The organism is Novosphingobium sp. FG90 (assembly GCF_057808725.1).
In genome coordinates this window covers 19,283-42,236 of the sequence record NZ_JBMDIO010000003.1, presented here as the reverse complement: position 1 = coordinate 42,236, position 22,954 = coordinate 19,283, and the positions used below count along the sequence as shown (strand labels likewise).

Sequence of the window (22,954 nt, the reverse complement as noted above, 5' to 3'; positions counted from 1 at the left end):
CCGGCGACCCAGATTCATGAGGGGCCGTCATGCTCAAGTCCGTTCTCGCCACCGGCGCGGCGTTTGCCGCGCTCGCCACCGCCTTCACGCCCGCCTACGCCGACGAGGCGCCCGCTGCCGCGTCCGCCGCTTCGAACGAATCGACCGGCGACGACATCATCGTCACCGGCTCGACCCGCGCCGAGCGCCGCTTCGACGTGTCCTACGCGGTCAACACGATCTCGCAGGAAGATTTCGAGAAGATCGCGCCGGTCAACTTCGCGGACCTCATCGGCCAGCTTCCCGGCTTCCAGACCGAGATCACCGGCGGTGAAGTGCAGAACATCTACCGCATCCGCGGCCTGCCCAACGATGGCGGCTTCGTGAGCTTCCAGCAGGACGGCCTGCCGCTGTTCCACGAGAACGACGGCGTGTTCTTCCGCGGCGACGCGATCCTCAAGCAGGACCTGATGACCGACCACGTCGAAGTCGTGCGCGGCGGTCCGGCCCCGGTCTACGCCAGCTATTCGGGCGCGATCATCAACGCGATCACCGTGACCGGCAGCGAGGAAGCGCGCGGCAAGGCGCAAGTGACGCTGGGCGATACCGGCCTCTACCGCCTCGACGCCTATCAGGCGGGCAAGCTGGCCAAGGACACCTACTACGCGGTCGGCGGCTTCATGCGCTATCACGACGGCTACCGCGACAACGGCTTCCCCAACGACAAGGGCGGCCAGATCCGCGCCAACATCAAGCATGTGACCGACAACGGGTTCATCAAGCTGAACTTCAACTACGTCAATGATCACAACACGTTCTATCTGCCGATCCCGACCAACAATCCGCTGACCGGCGCGTCGCTGAACCAGTACATCGACTACTTCGACGGCACGATGAACTCGCCCGCCTTCCGCAACGTCAACCTGAAGTACCGTGACGGCAACGGGGTCGTGCAGAGCCGCAATTCGGACCTGTCGGACGGTCGCCACATGCAGATGGTGAACTTCGGCGCGCATTACGAAGGCGACTTCGACGGCTGGCTGGTCACTGCTGCTGCGGGGTACACGCAGGGCAAGAACGACTTCACCGCGTTCTACTCGACCACCAACCCGGCCGACGGCAACGCCTTCGCGGCAGGCTACCTCGCCCGCGCCACCACAACGTTCGGCGCGGTCGACCACTTCGGCTACACGCTGGCGGGGACCAACACCGTCTATGATCCTTATGCGGCCTCGGGCCTCGTGATGCAGGGCCAGTACCGCGACATCCACTCGAAGTTCTACTCGGGCCAGGCCAACCTCTCGGTCGCCAAGAAGTTCGAGACCGGCTTCGGCACCCACGACATCAAGCTGGGCGTTTACGGCAGCCTCTATGGCGAGGACAGCCGCACGCTCTACCAGAACTACCTGATCGAGGTTTCGGGCAAGCCCCGCACGCTCGACCTCGTCGCCTACAACGCAGCGGGCACCGAGATCGGCCGCGTCACCGACAACGGCGTGCTGAACTATGCCGCGACGCTCAACCAGGGCGACTCCGACGCCAAGATGTTTGCGCTCTACGCCAACGACACCTGGGAAATCGTCCCCGGCCTGCGCATCGACGGCGGCATCCGCCACGAACGCTACAGTTACAAGGGCTGGGCCGCGCTGACCGAAGCCGCCAACCTGGGCGATGCCACCACGCTGGCCGACGACAGCACCCGCGCCTTCACCGGCGTGATCCTGAACCAGAAGCTCAAGCCCAACGTCACCAACTGGACGATCGGCGCGAACTACGACTTCTCCAGCCACATCGGCGTCTACGGCCGCGCCTCGCACCTCGAGACGCCGCCCAACGTCCAGACCGTGATGAGCATCAACCCGACGATCATCACCACCGTCGCCGACCAGTTCGAGGCGGGCCTGAAGCTGTCGATGGGCCGCTCGTACCTCTACGTAACGGGCTTCTACACCAACTTCGACCCGCTCAACGCCTCGTTCCTCGCCTACGATCCGACCACCGGCCGCAACGACGTGAACGTGCCCTTCATCGGCGAGGCGCAGGTCAAGGGCGTCGAGTTCGACGGCGCCTGGAGCGTGACCCCGTGGTTCACCCTCAACGGCGCGCTGACGGTCAGCGATCCGAAGTACAAGAACTTCCAGAGCAGCACCGGCGCCGACCCGGAGCAGGCCGAGGGCAACCAGATCGTCCGCCAGCCGAAGGTCTACGGCAACATCCGTCCGAGCTTCGACTTCACCACCGGCGATACCGACGTGTCGATCTATGGCCGCTACACTTACATGGGCAAGCGCTTCGTCGACCTCTACAACAACACCGCGCTGCCCGCTTACGGCACCGTGGGCGCGGGCGTGACGGTGAAGCACGGCACGTGGCAGCTGCAGGTCGTCGGCGACAACCTGTTCAACGCCCACGGCCTGACCGAAGGCAACACCCGCACCGACTCGCTGGCAGGGCAAGGCAGCGCCGAGGCGATCTACGGGCGTCCGATCTTCGGCCGCAACTTCCGCCTCGTCATCGGCAAGTCCTGGTAAGGGCGGGGTAATGCGGAAAGGTCCGGCGCGCATGGCAGCGGTTGCCGTTGCTGCGGCACTCTCGCTCACGACGGTCTGCGCATCTGCACAAGGTGCTAGGGCGCAGGCCGTCAGGGACACGGTGGCGGAGAGCCTGTCGCAGCGGTTGTTCCCGTTGTTCGACGCGCTGGGCCGCGATCCTGCGGCGCTCAACGCGCTGCAGGCTCGCCCCGAAGTCGCTGCCATGCTGCGCGCCCGGTTCGACCGGCGCGCGGCCTGCGGCACCGACCTCGGCTGCGTGGCGCAGGCGATGGTCTGGACTGACGGAGAGGCCAAAGTCCTCGCCTCGGCCGCCTCGGGTAAGGCTGCCGACGATGGCCCCGCCGCGCAGGCCGCGCGCGAGATCGCGGGCATCAACACGATCGTGCGCACGTATGGGCTGGGGCAGGTTCCCTCCTATCCCGGCATCGATGGCGCTGGCATGCTCGACCCGCAGGAAGCGCGCTCGCGCCTGCAGGCGGCGACATGGCTGTCGCAGACGGTGCGCGCGAATTCGGTGCAGGCGCTCGATCCCAGCCTGGACTATGCGCTGGCGCTGCTCGACGCCGCCGACCGCGGCGATGCCATCAGCTACGAGCCGCTCACCGGCGGCCTCAATGCCCCGGCCTTCAGGCGCGCCAAGGGCCTCGACTGGAAGCGCTACCGCTACAGCGCATTGATCGTCACCGGCGTCGGGCCTGAGGTCGATGGCATGCCGCTCAGCCCTTACGGCAAGTACCACGTGCGCCTTGCCGCCCAGCGCTTCGCGGCAGGCGACGCGCCGTTCCTGATCCTCACCGGTGGCCATGCCCACCCGCGCGCCACCGCCTTCGCCGAAGCCGAGGAAATGCGCCGCGCCCTGATCGAGCGCTACGGCGTCCCCGCCGAGGCCATCGTCATCGAACCGCATGCGCGCCACACCACCACCAACTTGCGCAATGCCTCGCGCCTGCTGATGGCCATGGGCGCCCCGCTCGACAAGGATACGCTGATCGTCTGCAACCCGGACCAGAGCGCGATGATCGAGAACCCCGAATTTGCGGCGCGCAACAACCGCGAACTGGGCTACCAGCCCGGCGAGATCGGCGCGCGCGTTTCGCCGACCGAGCTGGAATTCCGCCCGTCCGCCCTCTCGGCGCGGGTCGATCCGCGCGATCCGCTGGATCCGTGAGAGGGGAGACCTCTCGTCATTCCCCCGTCATCCTGAACTTGTTTCAGGATCCATCCCTCGGTTTGATCGGGACCGTAGTGTCGCCAACTGCACTTGCGGTCGGCTGTTTAAAGCACTGCGCTCTCAGCCAGATGGACCCTGAAACAAGTTCAGGGTGACGAAGGGACCTAACAAGTTACTTGCGCCAGAACTGGAGCCCCCATGCGCCACATCCTCCTTGCCACCATCGCCGCGCTGAGCCTCAGTCCCACTGCCGCGCTGGCCTGGGGCGGCACTGCCCACACCGTCATCGACCGCGCCGCGATCGAGGCCATCCCAGAGGACGGCCCGGTGTTCCTGCGCAAGTACGAAGACTATATCGGCGCCTCCTCGCTCCTGCCTGACAGCTGGCGCGGTAACTCGGAGAACTTCTCCAAGATCGAGGAAGACCCCAACCACGGCTGGTTCCGCGAACAGTTCACGTTCCTGAAGCCCATTCCCCGCTCGCGCTACGAATTCGTGATCGCGCTCTACAAGCAGTACGAGAAGATCAAGGACAGCGATCCCGCTACCGCCGCGCGCACCAACGTGCGCTGGACCGGCACCTTGCCCTATGCCGCGATCGAGGCCTACGATCGCATCGTCGTGTGCATGCGCCGCATCCGCGCCGCCAACGCCGAAGGCAAGGACGCCTTGGTGGCCGAACAGAACTGCGCATTCGACGTCATCCGCCTCGGCCACTACATCGGCGACGGCGCCAATCCGATGCACGATTCCGTCAGCAGCGACGGCTGGCGCGGCCCGAACCCGCATGGCTACACCACCGACCGCACCGTTCACGGCCGCTTCGAGAGCCAGTTCGTCGACGGCATGAAGCTGACCGTCGCCGACATCGCCCCGCGCATCGGCAAGCCCGGACACACGCAGGGCGACATGTTCGACGCGGTGCTCGCCTATCTCGACCACTCGGGGGACAAGGTGGGGGAGGTCTTCGCGCTGGAGCAGCGCGATCGTTTCGCCAACTTCGCCGACAAGGACGTGCGGGAGATGGTCTATGAACGCACGGCGGCGGGCGCCGCCATGCTGCGCGACATGCTCTGCCGCGCCTGGGCCGAAAGCGCCACGCCGCCTGCCACGGTCGATCCCTCGCCGATCGACTTCGCCAACCCGAAGTTCAATCCGGAAACCGGCTCGGCGCCGGACTGAACCCACGACCGGGCGCGGCGATCCAGCGCGGCGCGCACCCTTGCGTGCCGCGCGTGGCCGATCTCGAAGCGTCGGAGCAGCATGATCGCACAGAGCGAGCCCGCCAGCGGCAGGCCCAGCCCCAGCGCCATCATGCCGGCTTCCACCCCCGGCGCCTGATGTCGGCCGGGGACGTAGCCGAGCCAGCCCAGCGACCACCCGATCAGCGCGGTCGCCGCCGCTCCGCTCGCTTTCACCGCAACGAGGTAGAAGGCGAAAAGTCCCGTTTCCAGGCGCCGCCCATGACGCAGGGCCACGAAGTCGACGGCGTTGGCCAGCAGCCCCCAGGGCAGCATGAAGACCGAGGCAAGGCCGAAGCCGATCACTGCCGCGCAAGGCAGCAGGGCTTCGGGCCGGCCGAGGTTGAGCCCGAACAGGACGATTCCCAGAGCACTGACGCCATGGCCCATGGCCAGCAGCCGCGCCTGTTCGAACCGCCCGGTCAGGGTGGTCCAGAACAGCACTCCGGCGAACTGGCCGCAGGTCATCGCCAGCAGCAGCGTGCCGACCATGGCCGGCCGCTCGACCACGTAAGTCCCGGTATAAATGATCATCCGTCCGAATGTGGGCATCGCGAACCCGGTGACGAGCGCCAGCAGGCCCATGCCCACCACCAGCGGATCGTGCAGCGGCACGCGAATGCCGTCCTGCCCGGAATGCACCGACGCATCCATCGAGTTCCCCGCCTGTCGCCCCGATGTCGCGACGCAGAGGATCATGGTCAGCGCGAAGAGCCCCGCGGCGGCTGCACCGGTTACCGCCAGCGCGCCGAAGGCGCCGCCGTGCGCTGCCCGCTGGACCAGCGGGGTGAGGACCATGGCCACGCACAGCGCGCTCGCGGTGCTGAACAGCAGGCGATAGCCGGACACTCGCCCGCGCGCGCGGCTGTCGCTGGTCATCTGCGCCATGAGGGCGTTGTGGGGAACGTCGATCACAGCATAGGCGCCGCGAAACACCAGCATCGCTGCCGCCAGCAGCCAGCCTTCGCGCAGGCCCGAGGCGGGCATGGCATAGAGCATCGCGAAGGCCATGCCGCAAGGCACGGCCCCGGTGGCGACCAGCCAGCGATAGCCGCGTCCCTTGCGTCGCAACCGGATGACCAGCGCCGCCGCGACGAGATCGAACACCAGGTCGCCCGCCAGCGCCACCAGCATCAGCGACCCCGCCGCCGTGGCGGAAAGCCCCAGGAGGTCCGTCAGCAGGAACAGGATGGTCATGTCCGCCCCGGCGAAGACGAGCGCCTTGCCGAAATTCCCGGAGGAATAGGCGAACAGCCGCGCCTCGCGCGCGATCACGGCCATGGTGCGGCCTTGGTTGAGCATGGGACCGGCCGCTAGCGACGGATCATGACCGCCATGCGACAATGCACATTCGACCCGTAACAATACGGAGAGATGCCGGCGATGTGGGAGAGATTGGATGCCCCGCGAGGAGAAGGAACCCACAGCTAACCCTCTATATTACATCGCTAATTCTGAAACTTGAATTGATTGATACCCCCACGGATACCCCCACCCCGGTCTAGATCGGGGGGCTGGCGATGCGCTGGGATTTCCATGCCTGGACGGCATCACCGCACCACGCGACGCGGTTTTCGCTGAGCTGGACACGGTTCGGGAACCGGCCCTTCTTGATGAGCCGGTACACAGTTGCGCGCGACAGGGAGGTTTCGGCGACAACGTCGCCAATGCTCATGTAGCGGCCGACGATCACGTTAGACACGCGCGTCTCCCCGAAGGGGCGCGAGGCGGGTCTGCTGGTGTGAAGTCGGCGCGGGGCCAGAGAGAAAGGCAATCGGGTCAAGGGGCTTCGTCCTTGCGAGAACGCCCTTCGACCAGCTGCTATTCTGGAGGTCGGGCAACACCGGGTTAGCAGACCGGTGAAAGAAGCCATTCCCGGCAGGCCCGAAAGCCTCCCAGTGCGCCCGACCATAGAAAAACGCGCTCCGCAGAACGGGGCGCGCCGGACGGCTACTTTCATAGCGGCTGCTAATCCGCATCGCTACCTTTTTCGTAACGACTGAGCGCACCTTCGGCGTCAGTCTGGTGGAAGTCAAGGGCATGAGCCTTAAGGCCTTTTTGGACTTGTGAATGGTGATGAGGTTGTGGCGATGCCGGTTCACAACCGGGCGACGATCAACGTGCATCGGCATCGCGTTCGCCGACGATCGGCAAGGGCACGGATCGATGCGGAACGAGGCGTAATCCCAGAAGCCGGTGTCCCAGCAGATGTGGCATTTCGCTACCGGTACGGCGTTGCTCATTCCTGTCCGGCCTTGTTGGCCCAGACGAAGCGATGGCCATGGTGCGCCGCTGCATATCCCTGCGCGATCGCGCAGGCATCACGGCAAAAATAGTCGTTGGTGTAGCTCTCGCCGTCCCACGTTGAGAAGGTCCGGATCGAGCCGTCCGATCCCTTGCGATGGTGGATCACCTGCTCATTCGTCCACCGTTGCAGATCGCTTCGCGCGATAGCCGTGGCGACAGTGTAGATAGCCTTCACCCAACGATCACGCTCGATCAGCCCTTCCGGCTTAGGCTCGACCGCTCTGCTCTTGACGGCTCCATCGAGCGCGGCATGGCCGGGATACGGCTCTCGGACTTCCCAATGCGTGACGATACGACGGATCGGCCGTCCGCAGACGATGCACCGTTTCCCTGATTTATTCATGCTGCTTGCTCGAACATGTTCAACTGCTCCGGTTCGACGTGGCCGGGGAGGAGGGCGCCCCACTGGGACGCCATGGCGAGGGCGGGGCCGGGGAAGGTTTGGCTGCGCAGGCGGGCGCGGTCTTCGCCGTGCTTGCCCCAGCCAGAGGCGCGGTGGATGGCGCTCCATGCCTTGTGCTCGGCCGTGCCGGGCTTGGGGGGCGTGAGGCGGTTCGTGTCGCGCAGGCGGGGCAGGTTGATCAGTTCGAGGCCGGTGGCCTTGAAGAAAGGATCTCCAAACTGCCACGGCTGGAAGAACTGCACCGGGCCGCGCCCGGTGAGGCGGATGGCGTGATTGTGCATGATGGGGTTCTCGATCGCGCGGCGCGGGATTTGGGTGGCGTCGCGCAGGGTGCGGTAGAAGGCGGCGGCCTGTTCCAGTTCGGCCCAGCGCTGCGGGTCAGGACCGTTGATGCGCTTGCCGCCGATGTAGAGCCATTTCGCGCCCGAGTTGCACAGCACGGTGCAGGGCGGGTGCATGACAGCGAGCAAGTCCCAGCCGTCGTCCAGATGGTCGCGCACGTCGCCCCGGATATGGCGATTGCTGCCATCGTCGGCAGCTTGCGTGTCGCAGGACCAGGCATCATGTCCGGCGGCCAGAAAGGCACGCCGGACAACGCCGGATCGCTCGCAACCGATGAGGACGCGGCCCACGTTCGCCTCAGCGACGGCGGCGGGTGTAGGAGCGCGACCACGAAGGGCGGCTCGGCTTCAGGCGGGACCACGTCGACGAGGACGACGAGCTGCGGCGCAGGGCCTTGATCTCGCGCTTCTTGTCCGCGTTCGCGGCCTGCTGGCGTTTCAGTTCGGCGCGCTGGGCCTGCACCTTGCGTTCGAGGCGGCGTACCTCCTGATCGCGTGAGCCGATGGGGCTGCGCATCGGGCGGTAGGAGCCGTGATAGCCCGGATCGCGGTAGATGTAGGGCTGCTGCTGGCCACCGGCCATGTGCCGGCCGATCAGGTATCCTGCCATGCCGCCGACGAGGTAATCATTCACGTCGCCGCCTGCGCCGACCCACTGGCGGCACTCGGCCGGGTTCTCGGCCGTGGCGCACTTGTCATCGCCGCAGGCGGAAAGGGTGAGCACGGCAGCGGCCGCAATCAGGGACTTTTTCAGGATCATGACAGTTGCGCCTCCTTGCGCGGGGGGTGTTGAATGGTGCCGTTGATGGCGTGCCAGGACAGGCGGCCGAGCTTTGTGAGGTCTGCAAGGGGCACTTCGCGGAAGCCGCCGTTGATGAAGGGCTCGATGTCCTCGGGATGCTCGGCCAAGTAGGAGATCAGCGCTCCGGCTGTTTCGCAGCCGCCGACACCGGCCTGCCACGCGATCTCTTCTGAGTAGCGCGCGACCAGTTCGATAAAGCGGGCGGGGTGCCAGTCAGCGAGGCGTTCTTCGGCGCTCATGACCGCGCCCCCGCAGCCGCTTCACCGGGGGCAGCGTGAAGCGGCATCCAGTGCGTTGGCTCCCAAACGTCATGCGGACGCTGGCACGGGGTCCAGCAATCGGCGTGGTCATTCCAGTACGCCGTCGATGGCGGCTCAGCGTAGCCAGCGACTGGCTCGTTGCCGAACCACTCAACGGGATCGCCTGCGCGACATGTCAGGATTGGTGTGTGCCAACCATCCTTTGGTGCCGATTCAATCGGCTGCCAGCCCACCAGCCCCTCCTGATCGAAGGGGACGGGCACTTCACTGTTGGTATCGTAATCGTTGAGCGCCTCGACGTAGGGTTTTGACCAGCGCGCGATCTTATCCGCCTTTCCAGCCAAGATCAGGGCGGCGGCAATGTCTCCAATCGCTTTCGTGAGGAGGTTAGCCAACTTGGCAGCATCTGCCTCCTCGTGCGAGGTAGAAGATGCGGCGCGGATGGCCGCAGCAATTAGCTTGGCCGTCGCGTTGCGCGCGTTGTCGCGTTCGTCACGCTCGTTGCCGATAATGAAGGCCTCGGCGATTTTTGCTGAGGCCTCCGCCGCATCTCGCTGGACAACCATCTCAGGCGTCCTTTCGGTAGGGGAGGAAGTGGCGGCAGCCCACGTCGCCGCGTGCGCCGCAGCAGCGGCAGGGGGCGGCCGAGAGGGCGCGTTCGGTGGGGATGCGCATCGTCACCGAGCGGGCGGTCGCGCGGTGGGCGGCGGCGAGGCGGGGGGCGTCGAACTTCGGTGCGACGCGGATCATGCGAAGAGCGGCCTGCAGATGGGCCATGTCGGGATCGTGCGCTTCGAACAGCGCGGCAGGGGTGCCGATCATGTGAACTTGCTCCAGTCAATTTCGGGGAGGTTGGAGAGCCCCTTGGCGCGCATGTCCGCGCGGAGGCGGTTGGTCATTTCGCGGACCTTCTTGCGGTCACGCGCGGCCCGTTCCGCCCTTGCCTGGACACCGCGCTGCCCGAGGGTGCGGGCGGCTTCGGTGGCGGCAGGCTGAGAGCAGAACAGGCAACCGGCCATCGTCAGTCGATGCCGAGGTTCGACTTGTAGGTGTCGATCAGCATTTCCATTTCGCGGCGATCGTCGGGCTTCATCTTCCGCAGGCGGTAGATGGCGCGCATGATCTTCACATCGTAGCCGACCGCCTTGGCCTCGTTGTAGACATCGCGGATATCGTCGCTGATGCCCTTCTTCTCTTCCTCCAGGCGCTCAACCCGTTCGAGCAGAAGGCGCAGGCGATCGTCGGTGGTTTCGGCCATTTCAGGCTCCTATCTTCATGAGGGTGTCGATCGCGGGGCGGGCCTGTTCGGCGCCGCGCTGCCACCAGATTCCGCGCTTCGACGTGGGGGCATAGGGATTGGTGGCCGGGCCGGTGCCGAGCAGTTGCTCGGCAATGATGGCGTCGCGGCCTTCGCGGATCAGGGCGGCGATCCGGATCATGACGGCAGCATCGTCCAGACGGTGATGCCGCAGAGGAGCAGCATGGGCAGGGTCGAGGCGATGACGATGTTATCGCGGCGCAGCTGGGCGGCGAAGACTTCGACGGGGATGCCGTCACTGCAGTCGGCGCAGTAGGCGTGCACATCGGCGCAGACCTGCTTCGTGGTCCAGCCCTTCGGCAGCGCGGGGGTGCGGCGGTGTTCGACGCATTCGCAGCCGTGGCAGATGAAAGTGATCGGCGGGGGCAGGCGCCGCGCGGGCGCGAAATCGTGGACGAGGCGCATTGGGTTGCCTTTCAGGCGAAGGGTCAGTGCCAGGCGAAGAGGGCGTCCAGCTGCAGGCGCGCGGCCACGGCGAGCAGGACGATGGAAGCGAGGGTGCAGACAGCCACGCCGAGGCGCAGGGCGTCCGACTTGGCGCGGCGGTGCGTGGAAGACGCGCACGCGCCACAGGTGCACTCAAGCGAGTGCAGTTCAGACTTGCACATTATGTGGGGCCTTTCAGGCGGCTTCGGCGGGTGGCGGGCCGAGGTCGAACATGTCGGGTTGTGAGGTGTCGCGCGGGCGGGTGGCCTCAAGCACGTCCTGTCGGTTCACGACGCGGAGCGGCAGGTCCACCTTGGGGTTGGGGATGTTGCTGGGGACGATGCCGTATTCGTAGGCGAGCGACGCCTTGAAGGTGTGCCCGCAGAAGAGGTGGACGCACTGGTAGTAGATTTCCCGATGCTGGCCGGTGACCTGCTTGCTGGTGCGTGCCCGCGCCCGCATATTGCAGTGCGGGCAATACATCGGCGCGAAACGGCCGATGGCGTCATCCACCCCGGCATCGTTCGGGATTTCTGCGGCTGTAAGCTGCCTGTTGCCCCCCACCATCGATCAGGCCCCCGGCAGCTTGAGTTTGAGGTTGTGGAGCAGTTCGAACATGGCCTGCACGCCCTGTTCCGTCTCTGTGATGGCAGCGGATAGCAAGGTCGGGTCACAGGATGCGAGTGCCTTGAGCGCGGCGGACAGTGCTTCTCCGGTTTCGCGCGCGGCCTCGCTGGACGATTTGATGATGCAGGCATCCTGCGGGTCGATGCCGTCGCCGTCAAAGCCGACGCGTGCGGCGAAGCATTCGAGGAAGGGCGAGGAGTTGCCGCCCGCTTCGCGGTAGGCCAGGTCCAGGCGGATCGCATCGCGATACTTGAGTTCGCGGCCGGTGGCCGGATCGCCCAGCTTGCGCGTCATGCTTTCCGACATGTCGATGATGTCGGCGCAGGTATCCCACCCGAGGAGGTCGGCGACCTTCACCATGGCACTGTGCTGTGTGAGGGGCTTGCGAACCTTGGTCATGCCGCCACCGAATGTTCAGTAGTGGGCAAAACCCCTCTGCGATTTCCGTATTTCCGATCCGGCCCGGCTTTTAGAGAATGGACATCGGCAGCACCGGCAGTGGTGCGCGGAGTGATGCGGGGGCGATGAGCGCGAGCGGCAACGATGACAGCTTCGGGAACATTGCCCGAGGGGTAGATGACCAACTCGGGCGTGATCGGCAGGCCGAGGGCGATGCCACGCTCGAGAACATAGGGTTGCTTCTCGGACGGGACGCGATCGACCCGCTGCCACGTGTAGACGTTGGAGGGGTGCTCATCGAGTTCCCGAGCCATCGGCCTGATGCCGCCGAACAGTGCGAAAAGAGAGGTGGGCCGTTGCATGGCGCATCATGTCCGAAAATTCCGAACAAAAAGCAAGCGGAAAATTCAAGGATACCTTGTACGAAATTTTCGCAAGTTGGGCCGATGGAAAAAGTGAACGTCCGACTTCGGGAATTGAGGAAATCTGCTAAGCCTCGCCTGACAGTGCGAGCCCTAGCGGCAGCGCTGGACATGCCGCTTGGCACGTACTCGTTCTACGAGGCCGCCTCATACAAAAAGCCCAATCTGCCGCTTGACCTGACGCGGCGGATTGCAGGGGTCATGTCGCAGTATGGCGTTGATCCTGCTGAGGTCATGAAGCTGGCAGGACTGTCCGACGACGAGGCAGCACCGGAAGGCAGAAGCATTGAAGCCGCGCCGCCGGTGGCTCGATACTTCACCGCGCAGGTCCTCCTGCCTAGTGAAGCCGCCCTCGCTGCGATGCTTGAGCCGCTGCTGGCAATGATCCCACCCGAGGCGACTTTGGCTGAAGCTGCGCGCATGCTCGCTCGGCGGCTTCCAGATGGCTTCGCAGCAATCGGACCTGCCGTGCTTGAAGAAGTGTCGGACGAAGCGCCTGAGCACGCCTCGCTTCTTCCAACTCACGCCACACTGCGTCCCGAGCAGCCGTGGCGCTCGCACAGCTGACAGAACATCGCAGGCATGCCGATTCGCAGCCCGGTGTCAGCCGATAAACGCTAGATTTCACCCCGAAAATTCCCGCCGTGTTCTCGTTACGTTCTCTAGATGAACGGAACGCCCCTTGTAGGAAAGTGGTAAACGCGAGGGTGTGAAATTTTCCTTGTGGTTAGGGGATCGCACACAGCATTTGCGGTAAGTGGATTAAAATCCTGTCACTCGATCCACGCAGATTCAATGTAGACATTGGATTGCCCCTAGACCTACCAGCCTGCCAGCAATCTCGGGGGTTTCGTGTCCAGCTTCATTCTGCTTATCGGCTTTGCCTGTCTGATGGCGGGCATCATCGGCCTGTTCAAACCCTCAATAATCCGCGCGAAAAGTAGATGGCAGGCAGTGCCTTGGATTTCTGCCATCTTGGTTGCGGTTGGCGTAGCGCAATTGCTGTTTCCCGATCCGGCCACCGGGCACCCGACCACGACGCGCGTATTCGGCGCCATCAATGTTTTCGTATGGCTGTTCATCGTCGGGTTCTGCGTCCAGCGCGGAGCAAAGGGGGCGCCGCCGCCGAGAGTGAAACTGTCTCCAGAGATCATCGCCGCTATCCGTGATGATCTGGACGATGATGAGGAAGCTGCGAGCGTGCAGTTGGAGCGTGAGTTCGCACGCTATCGCGCGGGCGAGATCGATATCAATGAGTATCGCGATCGGGTTTTGGCAGCCTGCGATGCGGTTACCGCCTCGATCGAACTGCTGCACGCACGACGCGGCAACATGGATCAGGTGGACTTCGCAGAGCAACTGGAGTTGCTTGAGGAGGAAGCGGACGAATGCCGCTGGCGTCTGGAGTGGATCGAGGAGCAGCGCACGAAGCCGCAGGTCGATGATCGGTTTCCCGAGCGCGGAAAGTGGGCGAGGTTCGAATACACCGGATCGGACGGTAGCCAGTCCAAGCGGACCATTGCGAACTGGGAACGCAGGGGCATCTATATCGTCGGCTATGACAGGTCGCGGAAGGAAGAGCGGACGTTTCGGCAGGACCGTATCGCCGGTTGGCTTGCAGGCTAAATGTCAGGCCGCCACTTCCATTTTCACACGGGTAGCGAGGCCGCGCGCGTCCATGGCGTGATCCACGCTGGCGATCAGCCATTTCCCGGCGTCGATGTGCGGCTTGTAGCCTGACACCGAGACGCGCATCCCCGGTGATAGCAGCGGATCGCCAAGGGCGAGGTCGATATCCAGCGTAGCGCTGGCGCGCTGCAGGCGGCGATGTTCGGCCTTGCTGGCTGCGTCGGCATCGGCCTCGCTGGAATAGACGCGCTTGAGGCGCTTCGGGTTATCGCCGCCCGTCCCCTTCGTCTTCCGCTTGCCGCTCTTGCGGTCATGCCACTGCGCCTCTGCGCCGTCCTGTGCCTTGTCGCGCGCACAACGCTTCCAAGATGCCCGGCTCCCCTTGGTACGGGTGATGACGGCAGTGGGGACCGGTGCACCCGTCGCCGTGGTGGTCGCGCCGATCGGTGCGAAGATCAGGTGTCCGGCCTTCACGGTACAGGTGGCATCGTAGCGCCGCGCAAGATCGCGCATGAACTGCATGTCAGACTTGTTGCCCTGCTCGGCCGCGCCCACCGCCTGGGCAGCAAGGTCCGGGTGGCAGCGCGAGGTTAGCCCATGCGAACCGGCAACCTCGCCAACGATCGCGCCGAGTGTGGTATCGTTCCAGACCTTGTTGCGGCGGGTCCGGAAGCTGGCCTTGAAGTCCGCGCTGCGCGCGCGGATCGAAGTGCGATCAGGCGAGCTGTCCCACGAGACTTCGTCAACTATGAAGCTGCCCTTGTCGACCAGGCCGGGGGTGACGCCGCTACCGCGCAGCCAGCCCAGCGAGACGTGCAGGATCGAGCCCTGCGGCGGAGGCTGGAACAGGCCGTCGCCATCATCGACGACGATCTCCAGCTCATCCGCTTCCTCGCCCCGGCGTTCGGACAGCCGCAGCGAGATCAACCGCGGTGCATAAGTGGCCGTCAGGCTCTTGCCGTCCAGCGTTACGTTCCAGGCGGCGCGGGGCTGGACGTAGGGTTGACCCGAAAGGACAGGACTGCCGGCCATTACGCCACCCGCGAAAGAGAGATTGTGAAGTCGATCCGGCGCGCGCGGCCGTCATCGATCAGCACGCGCTTTTCCTCGTCGATGGCGTCAATCGTGAACGTGCCGATGTTGTTGTGCCCGCCGTCGAGCAAGGGCAGCGCCTCGCCCTCGTCCGCCAGTTCGGCGAGGCGTTCGAGGGACGAGTACTCTCCGGACACTTCCGGGATGTGGGTGCCGGTCAGGGTGATCTTGTCCTCACCCGGGCCGGTGAACTGGCTGGCCGCGCGCGCACCGAAGCGGTCGGTGCGTTCGTGCCGCCAGTCGCGACGGCGCGAGAGGGCATCGGGCAGCACGGTGCTGCCGTTGAAAACGAACATGCCAAGGGCGAACAGCATCAGAAATCGTCCTCAAAACCGCGACGCCGCTTGCCTTCGCTGTCGTCGCGCAGAAGGTCGGCAGTACGACGCGCGAATGCCTCACTGTCCTCTCCCGGCTGCTGAGTGATGTGGAAGTGGTACTCGTCTCCGCTCTTCGGTGCCGAAGGAGCGGCGCGGGCGCCCGGAGACAGCGCAAGGGCGCTTGCTCCAGCCACGGCCCCCGCCATGCGCCCGACGGCGCGCACAGGGCGTCCCTGTCCCTTCTCCAGCCCGATCCCGAGGCCATCGTTGATGTGGCCGCCCATTTCCATGAACAGCCGCGACGGGCTCTTGATGCCGAAGTAATTCTTGAAGGCGGTAACGCCGGTCTTGGCCACGCTGATGAGGCGGGTGACCAGCAACGCTGGATTGAGTGCCATGATGAGGCCCTGCATCATCATTGCGCCGACATTGCGCATCCATCCCGGCAGGGCATTGAAAGCGCCCTTGAGCCATGCGATCCCGCCGCTGAGGGCGGATTTCACCTGATCCCAGTGGGTGTAGATCATGTAGGCGGCAACGCCGACAGCCGCGACGGCAGCGGCAATAAGAAGGGGCACGGCTCCGACGACGCCGACGACTGCCGCGATCGCAGGGGTAAGCGCGCTGAATACCGTGCCAATACCGCCCACGATTGCGCCGATGCCGGTCCCCACCGTGACGAAAACGGGCGCGAGCGTCCCCACGGCAGAGGCAACGGCACCAAAGAAGATCAGCACCGGACCAGCGATCGCCGCGATCATCCCGAAAACCACGGCCGCTTTCTGCACCGCAGGCGAGAACGTTCCGAACCACTGCGCCGCCGCCGAGCCCTTGTCGGTGATCCAGATCATCAGGTCGACCAGGCCTGCCCGAGATATGGCAAGCTGAAGGTTCAGCGTCGCGTCACCGAGACGCTTCTGCGCATCTGTGTACCGCTTAAGCTCTTCTGCATCTTCGGGTGAGATGATCGCTGCGTTCGCGCCCATCTCCTTCATCTTGGCGCCATTGTTGGCCAGCAAGGGCAACAGAGCGCTGGATTCGTCGCCGATAGCCTCCATGTAGAAGACCATCTCTTTCTGGCTCAGGCCCGCTTTGACCAGCGAGTCATGATAAAGCTGAAGCGCATCGGCTCCGGACAGGTTCTTGAAGTCCTTCGCGGTGACCTTGGCCTTCGGCCCGATCTTTTCGAAGAAGTCCTTCATCTCACCGCCCCCGGTGTTAATGAATTCACCCATCTTGTCCTGGGTGTCCTTCAGAATATCGCCGTACTTGTCGTACTCGATGCCCACGCTGCGCGCCGCGTAGGCGTTCCGCTGGAACGGGACATACATCATGCCCGCAACGTTCGCGGCATTCTTCAGGCCGAGAGCACGTTCGGCGACGTTGTCGATCGAGTTGAGCACGACTGCGGCGGGCGCGGTGATCGACGCCAGTGCGAAAGCCCCAGCCTTACCCATCGCACTTCCAGCATTGCTCGCCTTGGTTTTGAAGCTGGCGACCCGGTCGAGCCGCCTTTGCTGGCGGTCAATCTCATGGTTGGTACGGGCGATGGCCTCGCTCAGTTCGCGCTCGGCCATGATCAGGCCGCCGTTCTGCGAGCTGCCCTTCGCCAGCGTGCGATGAACCTTGGCGAGATCCTTTTCCATGAGGCGGACATCGCGGCGCATGTCGTCGATCGCCTCGCTGCCCTTACCGGCCGCGCCGACGATGTTCCGGATGTTCTGAGACAGCTTGTCCACGCCGGTGAACTGCACCAGCAGGTTCAGCTTGTTGTTGCCGCTCATCCTACGTTTCCACCCGGTTCATCGTCTTGAAGCGGTCGATGGCGAGGCCCGCCCACATGGCGAGTTCTTCCACGTCCATCTCCAGCATTTCGGACAGCGGCCAGTGAAAGACCGCTGCCACATTGGCGATCATGTTGCAGATCAGTCCGCCTTCGCGCCCGCCATCTTCGCCACCGCCGCCTTCATCGCGGCGGGCATGAAAAAACCCTTCACCGCTCCTGCGATCTCCAGCAGGTCTTCGGTGTCGAGGTTGTTGATGTCGGTCTCCAGAAGGGTCGGCATGGAGATGCGCGGGAGCAGGACGAACAGCGTGTTCACGTCGGTGGTGAACAGGTCTTCCACCTTGAGCGAGCGCAGTTCGCCCGCCTTGGGCTTGCGCAGCATGATGTCCTTGATGGTATCCTCGCCGCGCACGATCGGCGTGGTGAGGGTGATCCTGACGGTCTGCGGCTGCTGGGCAGTGGGTACGACGGCATCGGCCATGGCGGGCTTCCTTATGTGGTGACGGGCGTTGAGGTTCCCCCTTCCGGCGCGCCCGCCAGAAATCGCCGGAAGGGGGTGGGGGTGGGTCGCCGTTGGGAGAGGGGGCGACCCGGAAAGGGTTAGGAACCGAGCGCCTCGCGGATTTCGGCATAGCGATCGACGCCGAAGACGAAGAAGATGCCCGCGAGCATGTCGATCTCGATCAGCTTCGAGTTGTTGCGCGACAGCTTGTAGTAGGCACACCCGGCCTTGTACGTGGTCTCGGTATCGTCACCCGGCTTCTGCGTGCCGAAATCCACCTCGGAATATCGGCCGCGCGAGACCACCTCCATGAAGTCCACGGTGCCGGACTGCTGGTTGCGGTAGGCTCCGGCAAAGCGCAGCTGGGCGGCATCGATCGTGGTCGCGCCGAAGTGGCGCAGCGGTTCAAGGAACAGGCCGCCTGCCTTGAATTCGAACTCGACCTTGTCCAGCCCCATGTCCACCGGCACCGGGCCGAGCATGCCGCCGCCGCGCCAGTCTTCCATTTTGACCACCAGCTTGGGGATGGTCATTTCGGCAATCTGGCCCTTCCAGCTGTCGCCGTCGCCGTAAAGGTTCATGTCCACGAGTTTCGAAGGGAAACCCATCATCGTTCTCCTGTCGTGTTTCGTTGGTGCGCGCGCGATCAGGCGGCCAGCATGGCGGCGAGGCTGTCGGCGAGGTTGGCGTAGTAGCGGTCAGTGATGCGCTGGTTGAGCGTCAGCCCTTCCAGCGGTGCGGCCGGTGTGAAATCGTAGTCGATGACCAGTTGCCCGGCCGCGAGGTTGCCCTCCGGGTTCAGCGAGCCGTCGAACCAGGCGCTGGCGCCGATGATGCGATCCTGCACGGTCAGGCTGCGGAATTTCGCGTTGATCGTTTCGAGCATGTCCTTGATCAGTCCGCGCGTCAGCGGCTTGTCCGAGGCCCAGACGAGGCCAATGGCGATCTCGTCCTGCAGTATCTGCGACGTGCGCACGGCGGGCTCGAACTTGAACAGCGGTTCGTCCGAACAGGTATGGTTGCCCCAGTAGACGAACCCGCCTGACGGCGAGCGGATCAGGGTGACGATGTTTGCGTTGTTGAGGGCGGATACATCCGTCGTCTCGTCCTGAATGTCGAAGAACAGAGTTTCCGAGATACCGGTTACGCCGCTGACGGCGACGTTGCTGAGCGATTTGTGCCATCCCTGCGTTTCGTCGATGTAGGCGCGCAGGCCGAGGGCGCGGGCAACGGCGTCCCCGGCGAAGGCGTTGTTCCAGTTCGGCCAGATGAGCGACAGTTCGCGCTCCGCGAAATTTTCGCGATAGGTGACGACTTCGGCGATGGTATCGCCCTCTGCCGCCGCATAGACGCGGGCGCGGAGCTTCTTCGCCACTGCGGCGAGGGCCGTGGTGACGGCCTGGCTGTCCAGCCCCGGCGCGCCGAGGTTGCGTGGGCGATAGCCGGTCTGCGCCTCGGCCGCGAGCAGGGCGTAGATTCCGGAATAGTCCCCGGCGCTGCCGATGGTGGCGGTGTCCTGATCCTCCGCATCGATCGGCACGCGCACGACGATCACGACAGGGCTGACCTGATCATAGATCGCCTCAAGCGCGGGGAGCAGGGTGCCGCCCGACCCGGCCTTGCCGATGGCGCTGCGCACGTCGGTGACAAGCGTGGCCTTGCCGATCGGGAACGCCGCTTCGAGCGCGGCGGCCTCTGCACCGGCGGTAGCCGAGGCGGTGGCAATGAGGCCGATCACGCCGGTGGCGAGTGCGGCGATGCTGCGGGTTCCGGTGAGTAGGACGTTGGTCTTGATGCCGTGCATGCGGCGGGCTCCTTATCGGGAAAGGGGGATGGTCAGGCGGGTGAGGGCGTTGCCCTGCACGTCAGTGCGGTTGCCGGTGACGTTCATCACGGCTTGCCCGGTGGTGAAGTCGCCCTCGAACGTGACCTGCGTTACGGCGATGCGCGGTTCCCAGCGGGCGAGGGCCATGGTGACGGCCATCGCGGCGAGCAGCAGGTTGGCGCGCGTTGCCGGGCGATCGAGCAGATCGAACAGCAGGCAGCCGTAATCGCCCAGCATCGTCCGTTCGCCGAAGGCGGTGGAAACGATGTCACCGATCGACTGGACAAGGTGATCGTCGCCGGAAAGCGCCTTGCCGGTTGCCACGTCCATGCCTGTCAGCGAGGTCATGGCACCGGGGCGCCTGACTGTGCGCCGCCCGCCTGCACACCGCTGTGCTTGTGGTTCTTCAGGCTGACGCTGCCTGCCAGCACGTCATCGCTGGCGGTCAGCTTGCCCATCACGTTCACGTCACCAACGATGTCCACGCCGCCATCCGACGCGAGCACGGTGGTGGCGCCGGAGGGAAGCTGGATCAGCAGCTCGGACGCTTCGGGATCGTAGGAGATGACCGCGCCGTCCTTGAACCGGATCAGCGGTGTCGCGGTGGATGACGGGGCCGGATAGGCATCGCACGGCAGGCCACCGGAAACGGAACCCGCGCCGATCTCTCCACCGGGGCAAGTGACCTTCACCTGTTCGCCTACGCTGGGCGGGAGCCAGACCATCGTTTCGCCCATGCGCGGCGCGAGCCACGGCAGCGGGGGAGAGATCACGCCGTCATCAAGTTCCACCGTGCAATGCCCGGTTGCGTGATCGACGGACGCGACGACGCCATAGCGCGCCAGCGCATCGGGGTCGGTCGGGGTGTCCTCTGGCGTTCTCATGACGCCACAATGGCAACCCTGAAAAACCGCGCCACACCGTGGGGTTGTGAGCCCCGCGCCCTACAACGCGCGCGGGTGGAAGTGATGCCCCGGCCTGCCGATAGCTGGGGACATGGTAGGTTCCATCGCATCATCCCCCGCCGTCGATCTGTCTAGCGTGCCAGCACCCGAGCTGGTGGCACAGCCCGATCACGCGACGCGCAAGGCGGCCAAGCTGGCACGGCTAATCGAGCTGTATGCCGAATATTCCGCGCTGGTCGAAAGCGATCCGGCGATGAAGCTGATCGAGGCGGACAGCTACGATGAGCTGGTACTGGCGCAGGCGTTCAACGACGCGGCGCAGGGCCTTCTGCTGGCCTACGCCACCGGCAGCAACCTTGACCATCTGGGCGCGCTGAACGATGTGGCCCGCCTGGTCGTGGTGCCAGCCACCGAGACCACCGACGCCGTGCTGGAGAGCGACGCGGCATTCCGCCAGCGCATCCAGCTTGCGCGGCACAGCTTCTCCGTGGCCGGGCCAGAACTGGCCTACGTCTCTCACGCACGCGGCGCCCACGGCGATGTTGCCGACGCCACCGCCGTTTCGCCGTCGCCCGCCGATGTCGTGGTGACGGTGATGTCTGCCAGCGGTGACGGGGTTCCTTCGGCCGATGTGGTCGCGGCGGTGGACGCCGTGCTGCAGGGGCCGGTGCGCCCGATGACCGACCGCGTGACGGTGCAGGCCGCGCAGCGCGTGACCTACGCGATTGAGGCGGAAATCTTCCCCTTCGCCGGGCCTGATCAGGAGCTGATCCTTGCGACCGCACGGGACAGCCTGGACGCCTATCGCGCCAAGGTGCGCAAGCTGGGCCGGGATGTTGCCTGTTCGGCCCACATCGCCGCGTTGCATGTCGGCAACGTGCAGCGCGTGCGGCTGATCTCCCCGGCCGAAGACATCGTGATCAGCCCGGCGCAGTTCGCCGACGCCACCTCCATCACCCTGCGCGTGGGGGGGACCGAACTGTGAGCCTGCTGCCTCGCAACGCCAGAAAGTCCGAACGGGCGCTGGAAGACGCGATGCTTTCCCGCATCGACATCGGCGCGGTGGGCACGCTGCGCGATCCTTGGACCTGCCCCGCCGACGTTGTGCCGCACCTCGCCTCTGAACTGGACATCAGCCACTGGAACCCGGAGTGGACCGAGGCGGAAAAGCGCCAGGCGGTGGCCGACGCGACCGCGTTCCACAAGATCAAGGGCACGCGCGCGGCGGTGGAGCAGGTGCTTGGCCGCTTTCACTCGGCGCTGTCGGTGACCGAGTGGTTCGAGGCGAACCCGGTGCGCACGCCCAAGACGTTCGAGGTGCGCGCGCCCGCCAACGAAATTCCCGCAAGCTTCCTGACCACGGAAACAGCCGAGGCGATTATCGCTGATGTGGCTGCGGCAAAGCCGCTCAGCACGCACTTCGACTTCGTTCAAAACCTCGACCTCACGTCCGGCATGTTCCTCGCTGCCGGGGGCACGGCAGGCAGCGTCGGACGCGCTGATTACCGCGCCGGGCTCGATCAGTCCCGCGACTGGTCCGCGCTGCTGATGACCGAGGACGGCGAGCCGATCTTCGACGGGGACACCGACAGCTTTCTGGAGACCAACTGATATGGCCCTTGTCCTTCAGCTGACGAACGCTGGCCTGGCTGCGGTTACCGCCGCAGCGGGGACGGCGCAGACTGTCATCGCCGAACTTGGCCTCACGTCCCAGCCCTTCGTTGCTGCGCCCACGCTGACCGCGCTTCCCGGTGAGTTCAAGCGGCTCGAAATCCTGTCCGGGACCGCCGCAGCCCCGAATGTCGTGCACGTCACGGCCTATGACACGTCGGCCGAGGTGTGGAGCGCGAACGGGTTCGGGCTGTATCTTGAAGATGGCACCCTGTTCGGCTCCTACGGCTCAAACGAGACAGTGCTTAGCAAGGCCGGTCTGGCGTTCGCCCTTATGGCGTTCGACATCGCGATCAATGCCGACCTTGCCGCGCTCATCACCTTCGGCGACGCGGAGTTCGTCTGGCCGCCCGCCACGGAAGAACGCCGGGGCATCGCGCAGCTGGCGACGCAAGCCGAGGTCGACGCCGGGTTGGACGATCAGAAGATCGTGACGCCGAGCAGGCTCAAGACGCTGATGAACGCTCTGTACACGACGCTGATGACGGCGATCAATGTTGTAAGCACTGCGGCGGGCACCGCGCAGGCGGGCGTTAACAGTTTGCGCGCCCTGCAAATCACCGGCGGCGGACTGGTGAGCGGTGGCGGCGACCTTTCAGCCAATCGGGTGCTGACCGTGTCGGAAGCAAGCGCGGCCGAAGTCACCGCTGGTACGGCGACGGACAAGGTCATCACGCCGCGCCGCCTCGGGCCGATCTCGATGACGCTCGCGCAGAACGGCTATCTCCGGTTCTTCGGTTTCCAACTGGCATGGGGTCGGTTCTCAGCGGCAGCGAACGCCACCACGGCCGTCGATTTCGTCCAGGCGTTCCCGACTGCCTGCTTTTCCGCTGTGGTCAGCGGCGTGACCAACACCGGGACGGGATCGCAGGACAACACCCCAGCCGTCCTCGTCTCGACCATCACCCGCACCGGCTTCTCCGTCTTCAACGCCGACGATGAGGCCGATGCCACCTGTTACATCGCTGTGGGGTACTGA

General features: G+C 65.0%; 32 protein-coding genes and 1 pseudogene. 8 read left to right on the top strand and 25 right to left on the bottom strand.

Annotated features, from left to right (window positions below; translation table 11 throughout):
* Positions 1-29: 29 nt before the first annotated feature.
* The 3 genes from ACODRZ_RS03420 (at position 30) to ACODRZ_RS03410 (ending at position 4,884) form a co-directional block, all read left to right on the top strand.
* On the top strand, positions 30-2,510 hold the full coding sequence (locus ACODRZ_RS03420) for a TonB-dependent receptor (protein ID WP_488969461.1): 2,481 nt from the start codon (positions 30-32) through the stop codon (positions 2,508-2,510).
* Positions 2,511-2,541: 31 nt separating this feature from the next.
* The gene (locus ACODRZ_RS03415) at positions 2,542-3,699 is read left to right on the top strand and encodes a YdcF family protein (RefSeq protein ID WP_488969460.1); all 1,158 of its coding nucleotides are present in this window, start codon (positions 2,542-2,544) and stop codon (positions 3,697-3,699) included.
* A gap of 201 nt (positions 3,700-3,900) precedes the next feature.
* Positions 3,901-4,884 (top strand): phospholipase C/P1 nuclease family protein, encoded by a 984-nt coding sequence (locus tag ACODRZ_RS03410; RefSeq protein ID WP_488969459.1) that lies wholly within the window; start codon positions 3,901-3,903, stop codon positions 4,882-4,884.
* 71 nt (positions 4,885-4,955) lie between these two features.
* Here ACODRZ_RS03410 and ACODRZ_RS03405 read toward each other — a convergent pair.
* The 16 genes and pseudogenes from ACODRZ_RS03405 to ACODRZ_RS03330 all read right to left on the bottom strand — a co-directional run.
* Positions 4,956-6,224, bottom strand: a pseudogene (locus ACODRZ_RS03405) (MFS transporter); the annotation flags it as partial.
* 220 nt (positions 6,225-6,444) lie between these two features.
* Positions 6,445-6,645: a helix-turn-helix transcriptional regulator gene (locus tag ACODRZ_RS03400; RefSeq protein ID WP_488969458.1), complete on the bottom strand. Its 201-nt coding sequence runs from the start codon at positions 6,643-6,645 to the stop codon at positions 6,445-6,447.
* Between the two features lie 537 nt (positions 6,646-7,182).
* Positions 7,183-7,593 (bottom strand): hypothetical protein, encoded by a 411-nt coding sequence (locus tag ACODRZ_RS03395; RefSeq protein ID WP_488969457.1) that lies wholly within the window; start codon positions 7,591-7,593, stop codon positions 7,183-7,185.
* Positions 7,590-8,285 (bottom strand): hypothetical protein, encoded by a 696-nt coding sequence (locus ACODRZ_RS03390; protein ID WP_488969456.1) that lies wholly within the window; start codon positions 8,283-8,285, stop codon positions 7,590-7,592. The genes ACODRZ_RS03395 and ACODRZ_RS03390 overlap by 4 nt, the downstream gene beginning before the upstream one ends.
* A 7-nt stretch (positions 8,286-8,292) precedes the next feature.
* The gene (locus ACODRZ_RS03385) at positions 8,293-8,754 is read right to left on the bottom strand and encodes a hypothetical protein (protein ID WP_488969455.1); all 462 of its coding nucleotides are present in this window, start codon (positions 8,752-8,754) and stop codon (positions 8,293-8,295) included.
* Positions 8,751-9,035 (bottom strand): hypothetical protein, encoded by a 285-nt coding sequence (locus ACODRZ_RS03380; protein WP_488969454.1) that lies wholly within the window; start codon positions 9,033-9,035, stop codon positions 8,751-8,753. The genes ACODRZ_RS03385 and ACODRZ_RS03380 overlap by 4 nt, the downstream gene beginning before the upstream one ends.
* A complete protein-coding gene (locus ACODRZ_RS03375) occupies positions 9,032-9,622 on the bottom strand; it encodes a hypothetical protein (protein ID WP_488969453.1) in 591 nt (196 codons plus the stop codon). The genes ACODRZ_RS03380 and ACODRZ_RS03375 overlap by 4 nt, the downstream gene beginning before the upstream one ends.
* A 1-nt stretch (position 9,623) precedes the next feature.
* Positions 9,624-9,878, bottom strand: a complete 255-nt coding sequence (locus ACODRZ_RS03370) for a hypothetical protein (RefSeq protein ID WP_488969452.1) — start codon at positions 9,876-9,878, stop codon at positions 9,624-9,626.
* Positions 9,875-10,075 carry a hypothetical protein gene (locus ACODRZ_RS03365; protein WP_488969451.1) on the bottom strand — a complete coding sequence of 67 codons (201 nt, stop codon included), beginning with the start codon at positions 10,073-10,075 and terminating at the stop codon, positions 9,875-9,877. Before ACODRZ_RS03365 ends, ACODRZ_RS03370 begins: the two co-directional genes overlap by 4 nt.
* 2 nt (positions 10,076-10,077) lie before the next feature.
* Positions 10,078-10,314, bottom strand: coding sequence for a DUF2312 domain-containing protein (locus ACODRZ_RS03360; protein ID WP_488969450.1), 237 nt, complete (start codon positions 10,312-10,314; stop codon positions 10,078-10,080).
* A gap of 1 nt (position 10,315) precedes the next feature.
* Positions 10,316-10,495 carry a hypothetical protein gene (locus ACODRZ_RS03355; protein WP_488969449.1) on the bottom strand — a complete coding sequence of 60 codons (180 nt, stop codon included), beginning with the start codon at positions 10,493-10,495 and terminating at the stop codon, positions 10,316-10,318.
* A complete protein-coding gene (locus ACODRZ_RS03350) occupies positions 10,492-10,779 on the bottom strand; it encodes a hypothetical protein (RefSeq protein ID WP_488969448.1) in 288 nt (95 codons plus the stop codon). The genes ACODRZ_RS03355 and ACODRZ_RS03350 overlap by 4 nt, the downstream gene beginning before the upstream one ends.
* Before the next feature lie 23 nt (positions 10,780-10,802).
* Positions 10,803-10,982, bottom strand: a complete 180-nt coding sequence (locus ACODRZ_RS03345; protein WP_488969447.1) for a hypothetical protein — start codon at positions 10,980-10,982, stop codon at positions 10,803-10,805.
* Positions 10,983-10,995: 13 nt separating this feature from the next.
* Positions 10,996-11,367, bottom strand: a complete 372-nt coding sequence (locus tag ACODRZ_RS03340) for an Ogr/Delta-like zinc finger protein (RefSeq protein ID WP_488969446.1) — start codon at positions 11,365-11,367, stop codon at positions 10,996-10,998.
* Positions 11,368-11,370: 3 nt separating this feature from the next.
* The gene (locus ACODRZ_RS03335) at positions 11,371-11,826 is read right to left on the bottom strand and encodes a hypothetical protein (protein ID WP_488969445.1); all 456 of its coding nucleotides are present in this window, start codon (positions 11,824-11,826) and stop codon (positions 11,371-11,373) included.
* Positions 11,823-12,188, bottom strand: coding sequence for a carph-isopro domain-containing protein (locus ACODRZ_RS03330; RefSeq protein WP_488986166.1), 366 nt, complete (start codon positions 12,186-12,188; stop codon positions 11,823-11,825). The genes ACODRZ_RS03335 and ACODRZ_RS03330 overlap by 4 nt, the downstream gene beginning before the upstream one ends.
* A 171-nt stretch (positions 12,189-12,359) precedes the next feature.
* On the opposite strand from ACODRZ_RS03330, the gene ACODRZ_RS03325 reads away from it, so the two are divergent.
* Together ACODRZ_RS03325 and ACODRZ_RS03320 are read left to right on the top strand one after the other, a co-directional pair.
* Complete coding sequence (locus ACODRZ_RS03325) at positions 12,360-12,815, top strand: hypothetical protein (protein ID WP_488969444.1); 456 nt, start codon at positions 12,360-12,362, stop codon at positions 12,813-12,815.
* Between the two features lie 285 nt (positions 12,816-13,100).
* Positions 13,101-13,874 (top strand): WYL domain-containing protein, encoded by a 774-nt coding sequence (locus ACODRZ_RS03320; protein ID WP_488969443.1) that lies wholly within the window; start codon positions 13,101-13,103, stop codon positions 13,872-13,874.
* Positions 13,875-13,877: 3 nt separating this feature from the next.
* On the opposite strand, the gene ACODRZ_RS03315 is transcribed toward ACODRZ_RS03320, so the two are convergent.
* The 9 genes from ACODRZ_RS03315 to ACODRZ_RS03275 form a co-directional block, all read right to left on the bottom strand.
* Complete coding sequence (locus tag ACODRZ_RS03315) at positions 13,878-14,909, bottom strand: contractile injection system protein, VgrG/Pvc8 family (RefSeq protein ID WP_488969442.1); 1,032 nt, start codon at positions 14,907-14,909, stop codon at positions 13,878-13,880.
* Positions 14,909-15,283, bottom strand: a complete 375-nt coding sequence (locus ACODRZ_RS03310; protein WP_488969441.1) for a phage tail protein — start codon at positions 15,281-15,283, stop codon at positions 14,909-14,911. Before ACODRZ_RS03310 ends, ACODRZ_RS03315 begins: the two co-directional genes overlap by 1 nt.
* Positions 15,283-17,070, bottom strand: a complete 1,788-nt coding sequence (locus tag ACODRZ_RS03305) for a hypothetical protein (RefSeq protein WP_488986165.1) — start codon at positions 17,068-17,070, stop codon at positions 15,283-15,285. The genes ACODRZ_RS03310 and ACODRZ_RS03305 overlap by 1 nt, the downstream gene beginning before the upstream one ends.
* Before the next feature lies 1 nt (position 17,071).
* The gene (locus ACODRZ_RS03300; RefSeq protein WP_488969439.1) at positions 17,072-17,203 is read right to left on the bottom strand and encodes a GpE family phage tail protein; all 132 of its coding nucleotides are present in this window, start codon (positions 17,201-17,203) and stop codon (positions 17,072-17,074) included.
* 8 nt (positions 17,204-17,211) lie between these two features.
* Entirely contained in the window at positions 17,212-17,553 is a 342-nt protein-coding gene (locus ACODRZ_RS03295; RefSeq protein WP_488969438.1) for a phage tail assembly protein, read from the bottom strand.
* A gap of 119 nt (positions 17,554-17,672) precedes the next feature.
* Positions 17,673-18,182, bottom strand: a complete 510-nt coding sequence (locus tag ACODRZ_RS03290; RefSeq protein WP_488969437.1) for a phage major tail tube protein — start codon at positions 18,180-18,182, stop codon at positions 17,673-17,675.
* A 38-nt stretch (positions 18,183-18,220) separates the two neighbouring features.
* Positions 18,221-19,378: a phage tail sheath subtilisin-like domain-containing protein gene (locus ACODRZ_RS03285; RefSeq protein ID WP_488969436.1), complete on the bottom strand. Its 1,158-nt coding sequence runs from the start codon at positions 19,376-19,378 to the stop codon at positions 18,221-18,223.
* Positions 19,379-19,390: 12 nt separating this feature from the next.
* Entirely contained in the window at positions 19,391-19,747 is a 357-nt protein-coding gene (locus tag ACODRZ_RS03280; RefSeq protein ID WP_488969435.1) for a GPW/gp25 family protein, read from the bottom strand.
* Positions 19,744-20,283 (bottom strand): phage baseplate assembly protein V, encoded by a 540-nt coding sequence (locus ACODRZ_RS03275; protein WP_488969434.1) that lies wholly within the window; start codon positions 20,281-20,283, stop codon positions 19,744-19,746. The genes ACODRZ_RS03280 and ACODRZ_RS03275 overlap by 4 nt, the downstream gene beginning before the upstream one ends.
* 175 nt (positions 20,284-20,458) lie before the next feature.
* Here ACODRZ_RS03275 and ACODRZ_RS03270 point away from each other — a divergent pair, with 175 nt between their 5' ends.
* Genes ACODRZ_RS03270 through ACODRZ_RS03260 form a run of 3 tightly spaced genes read left to right on the top strand, consistent with a single transcriptional unit; the run spans position 20,459 to position 22,954 of the window.
* The gene (locus ACODRZ_RS03270) at positions 20,459-21,289 is read left to right on the top strand and encodes a baseplate assembly protein (RefSeq protein ID WP_488969433.1); all 831 of its coding nucleotides are present in this window, start codon (positions 20,459-20,461) and stop codon (positions 21,287-21,289) included.
* A complete protein-coding gene (locus ACODRZ_RS03265; RefSeq protein ID WP_488969432.1) occupies positions 21,286-21,915 on the top strand; it encodes a phage tail protein I in 630 nt (209 codons plus the stop codon). Before ACODRZ_RS03270 ends, ACODRZ_RS03265 begins: the two co-directional genes overlap by 4 nt.
* Position 21,916: 1 nt before the next feature.
* On the top strand, positions 21,917-22,954 hold the full coding sequence (locus ACODRZ_RS03260; protein WP_488969431.1) for a gp53-like domain-containing protein: 1,038 nt from the start codon (positions 21,917-21,919) through the stop codon (positions 22,952-22,954).

Excerpts from the sequence above, each read along its gene's own strand:
- ACODRZ_RS03310 (WP_488969441.1), bottom strand. The coding sequence starts at position 15,283 with ATGCTGTTCGCCCTTGGCATGTTCGTTTTCAACGGCAGCACCGTGCTG.
- ACODRZ_RS03280 (WP_488969435.1), bottom strand. The coding sequence starts at position 19,747 with ATGACCTCGCTGACAGGCATGGACGTGGCAACCGGCAAGGCGCTTTCC.
- ACODRZ_RS03260 (WP_488969431.1), top strand. The coding sequence starts at position 21,917 with ATGGCCCTTGTCCTTCAGCTGACGAACGCTGGCCTGGCTGCGGTTACC.
- ACODRZ_RS03370 (WP_488969452.1), bottom strand. The coding sequence starts at position 9,878 with ATGATCGGCACCCCTGCCGCGCTGTTCGAAGCGCACGATCCCGACATG.
- ACODRZ_RS03385 (WP_488969455.1), bottom strand. The coding sequence starts at position 8,754 with ATGATCCTGAAAAAGTCCCTGATTGCGGCCGCTGCCGTGCTCACCCTT.
- ACODRZ_RS03295 (WP_488969438.1), bottom strand. The coding sequence starts at position 17,553 with ATGGCCGATGCCGTCGTACCCACTGCCCAGCAGCCGCAGACCGTCAGG.
- ACODRZ_RS03305 (WP_488986165.1), bottom strand. The coding sequence starts at position 17,070 with ATGAGCGGCAACAACAAGCTGAACCTGCTGGTGCAGTTCACCGGCGTG.
- ACODRZ_RS03395 (WP_488969457.1), bottom strand. The coding sequence starts at position 7,593 with ATGAATAAATCAGGGAAACGGTGCATCGTCTGCGGACGGCCGATCCGT.
- ACODRZ_RS03285 (WP_488969436.1), bottom strand. The coding sequence starts at position 19,378 with ATGCACGGCATCAAGACCAACGTCCTACTCACCGGAACCCGCAGCATC.
- ACODRZ_RS03290 (WP_488969437.1), bottom strand. The coding sequence starts at position 18,182 with ATGGGTTTCCCTTCGAAACTCGTGGACATGAACCTTTACGGCGACGGC.
- ACODRZ_RS03330 (WP_488986166.1), bottom strand. The coding sequence starts at position 12,188 with ATGCAACGGCCCACCTCTCTTTTCGCACTGTTCGGCGGCATCAGGCCG.
- ACODRZ_RS03355 (WP_488969449.1), bottom strand. The coding sequence starts at position 10,495 with ATGATCCGGATCGCCGCCCTGATCCGCGAAGGCCGCGACGCCATCATT.
- ACODRZ_RS03375 (WP_488969453.1), bottom strand. The coding sequence starts at position 9,622 with ATGGTTGTCCAGCGAGATGCGGCGGAGGCCTCAGCAAAAATCGCCGAG.
- ACODRZ_RS03275 (WP_488969434.1), bottom strand. The coding sequence starts at position 20,283 with ATGAGAACGCCAGAGGACACCCCGACCGACCCCGATGCGCTGGCGCGC.
- ACODRZ_RS03410 (WP_488969459.1), top strand. The coding sequence starts at position 3,901 with ATGCGCCACATCCTCCTTGCCACCATCGCCGCGCTGAGCCTCAGTCCC.
- ACODRZ_RS03345 (WP_488969447.1), bottom strand. The coding sequence starts at position 10,982 with ATGTGCAAGTCTGAACTGCACTCGCTTGAGTGCACCTGTGGCGCGTGC.
- ACODRZ_RS03315 (WP_488969442.1), bottom strand. The coding sequence starts at position 14,909 with ATGGCCGGCAGTCCTGTCCTTTCGGGTCAACCCTACGTCCAGCCCCGC.
- ACODRZ_RS03420 (WP_488969461.1), top strand. The coding sequence starts at position 30 with ATGCTCAAGTCCGTTCTCGCCACCGGCGCGGCGTTTGCCGCGCTCGCC.
- ACODRZ_RS03380 (WP_488969454.1), bottom strand. The coding sequence starts at position 9,035 with ATGAGCGCCGAAGAACGCCTCGCTGACTGGCACCCCGCCCGCTTTATC.
- ACODRZ_RS03300 (WP_488969439.1), bottom strand. The coding sequence starts at position 17,203 with ATGATCGCCAATGTGGCAGCGGTCTTTCACTGGCCGCTGTCCGAAATG.
- ACODRZ_RS03360 (WP_488969450.1), bottom strand. The coding sequence starts at position 10,314 with ATGGCCGAAACCACCGACGATCGCCTGCGCCTTCTGCTCGAACGGGTT.
- ACODRZ_RS03340 (WP_488969446.1), bottom strand. The coding sequence starts at position 11,367 with ATGGTGGGGGGCAACAGGCAGCTTACAGCCGCAGAAATCCCGAACGAT.
- ACODRZ_RS03350 (WP_488969448.1), bottom strand. The coding sequence starts at position 10,779 with ATGCGCCTCGTCCACGATTTCGCGCCCGCGCGGCGCCTGCCCCCGCCG.
- ACODRZ_RS03335 (WP_488969445.1), bottom strand. The coding sequence starts at position 11,826 with ATGACCAAGGTTCGCAAGCCCCTCACACAGCACAGTGCCATGGTGAAG.
- ACODRZ_RS03325 (WP_488969444.1), top strand. The coding sequence starts at position 12,360 with ATGCCGCTTGGCACGTACTCGTTCTACGAGGCCGCCTCATACAAAAAG.
- ACODRZ_RS03415 (WP_488969460.1), top strand. The coding sequence starts at position 2,542 with ATGGCAGCGGTTGCCGTTGCTGCGGCACTCTCGCTCACGACGGTCTGC.
- ACODRZ_RS03365 (WP_488969451.1), bottom strand. The coding sequence starts at position 10,075 with ATGGCCGGTTGCCTGTTCTGCTCTCAGCCTGCCGCCACCGAAGCCGCC.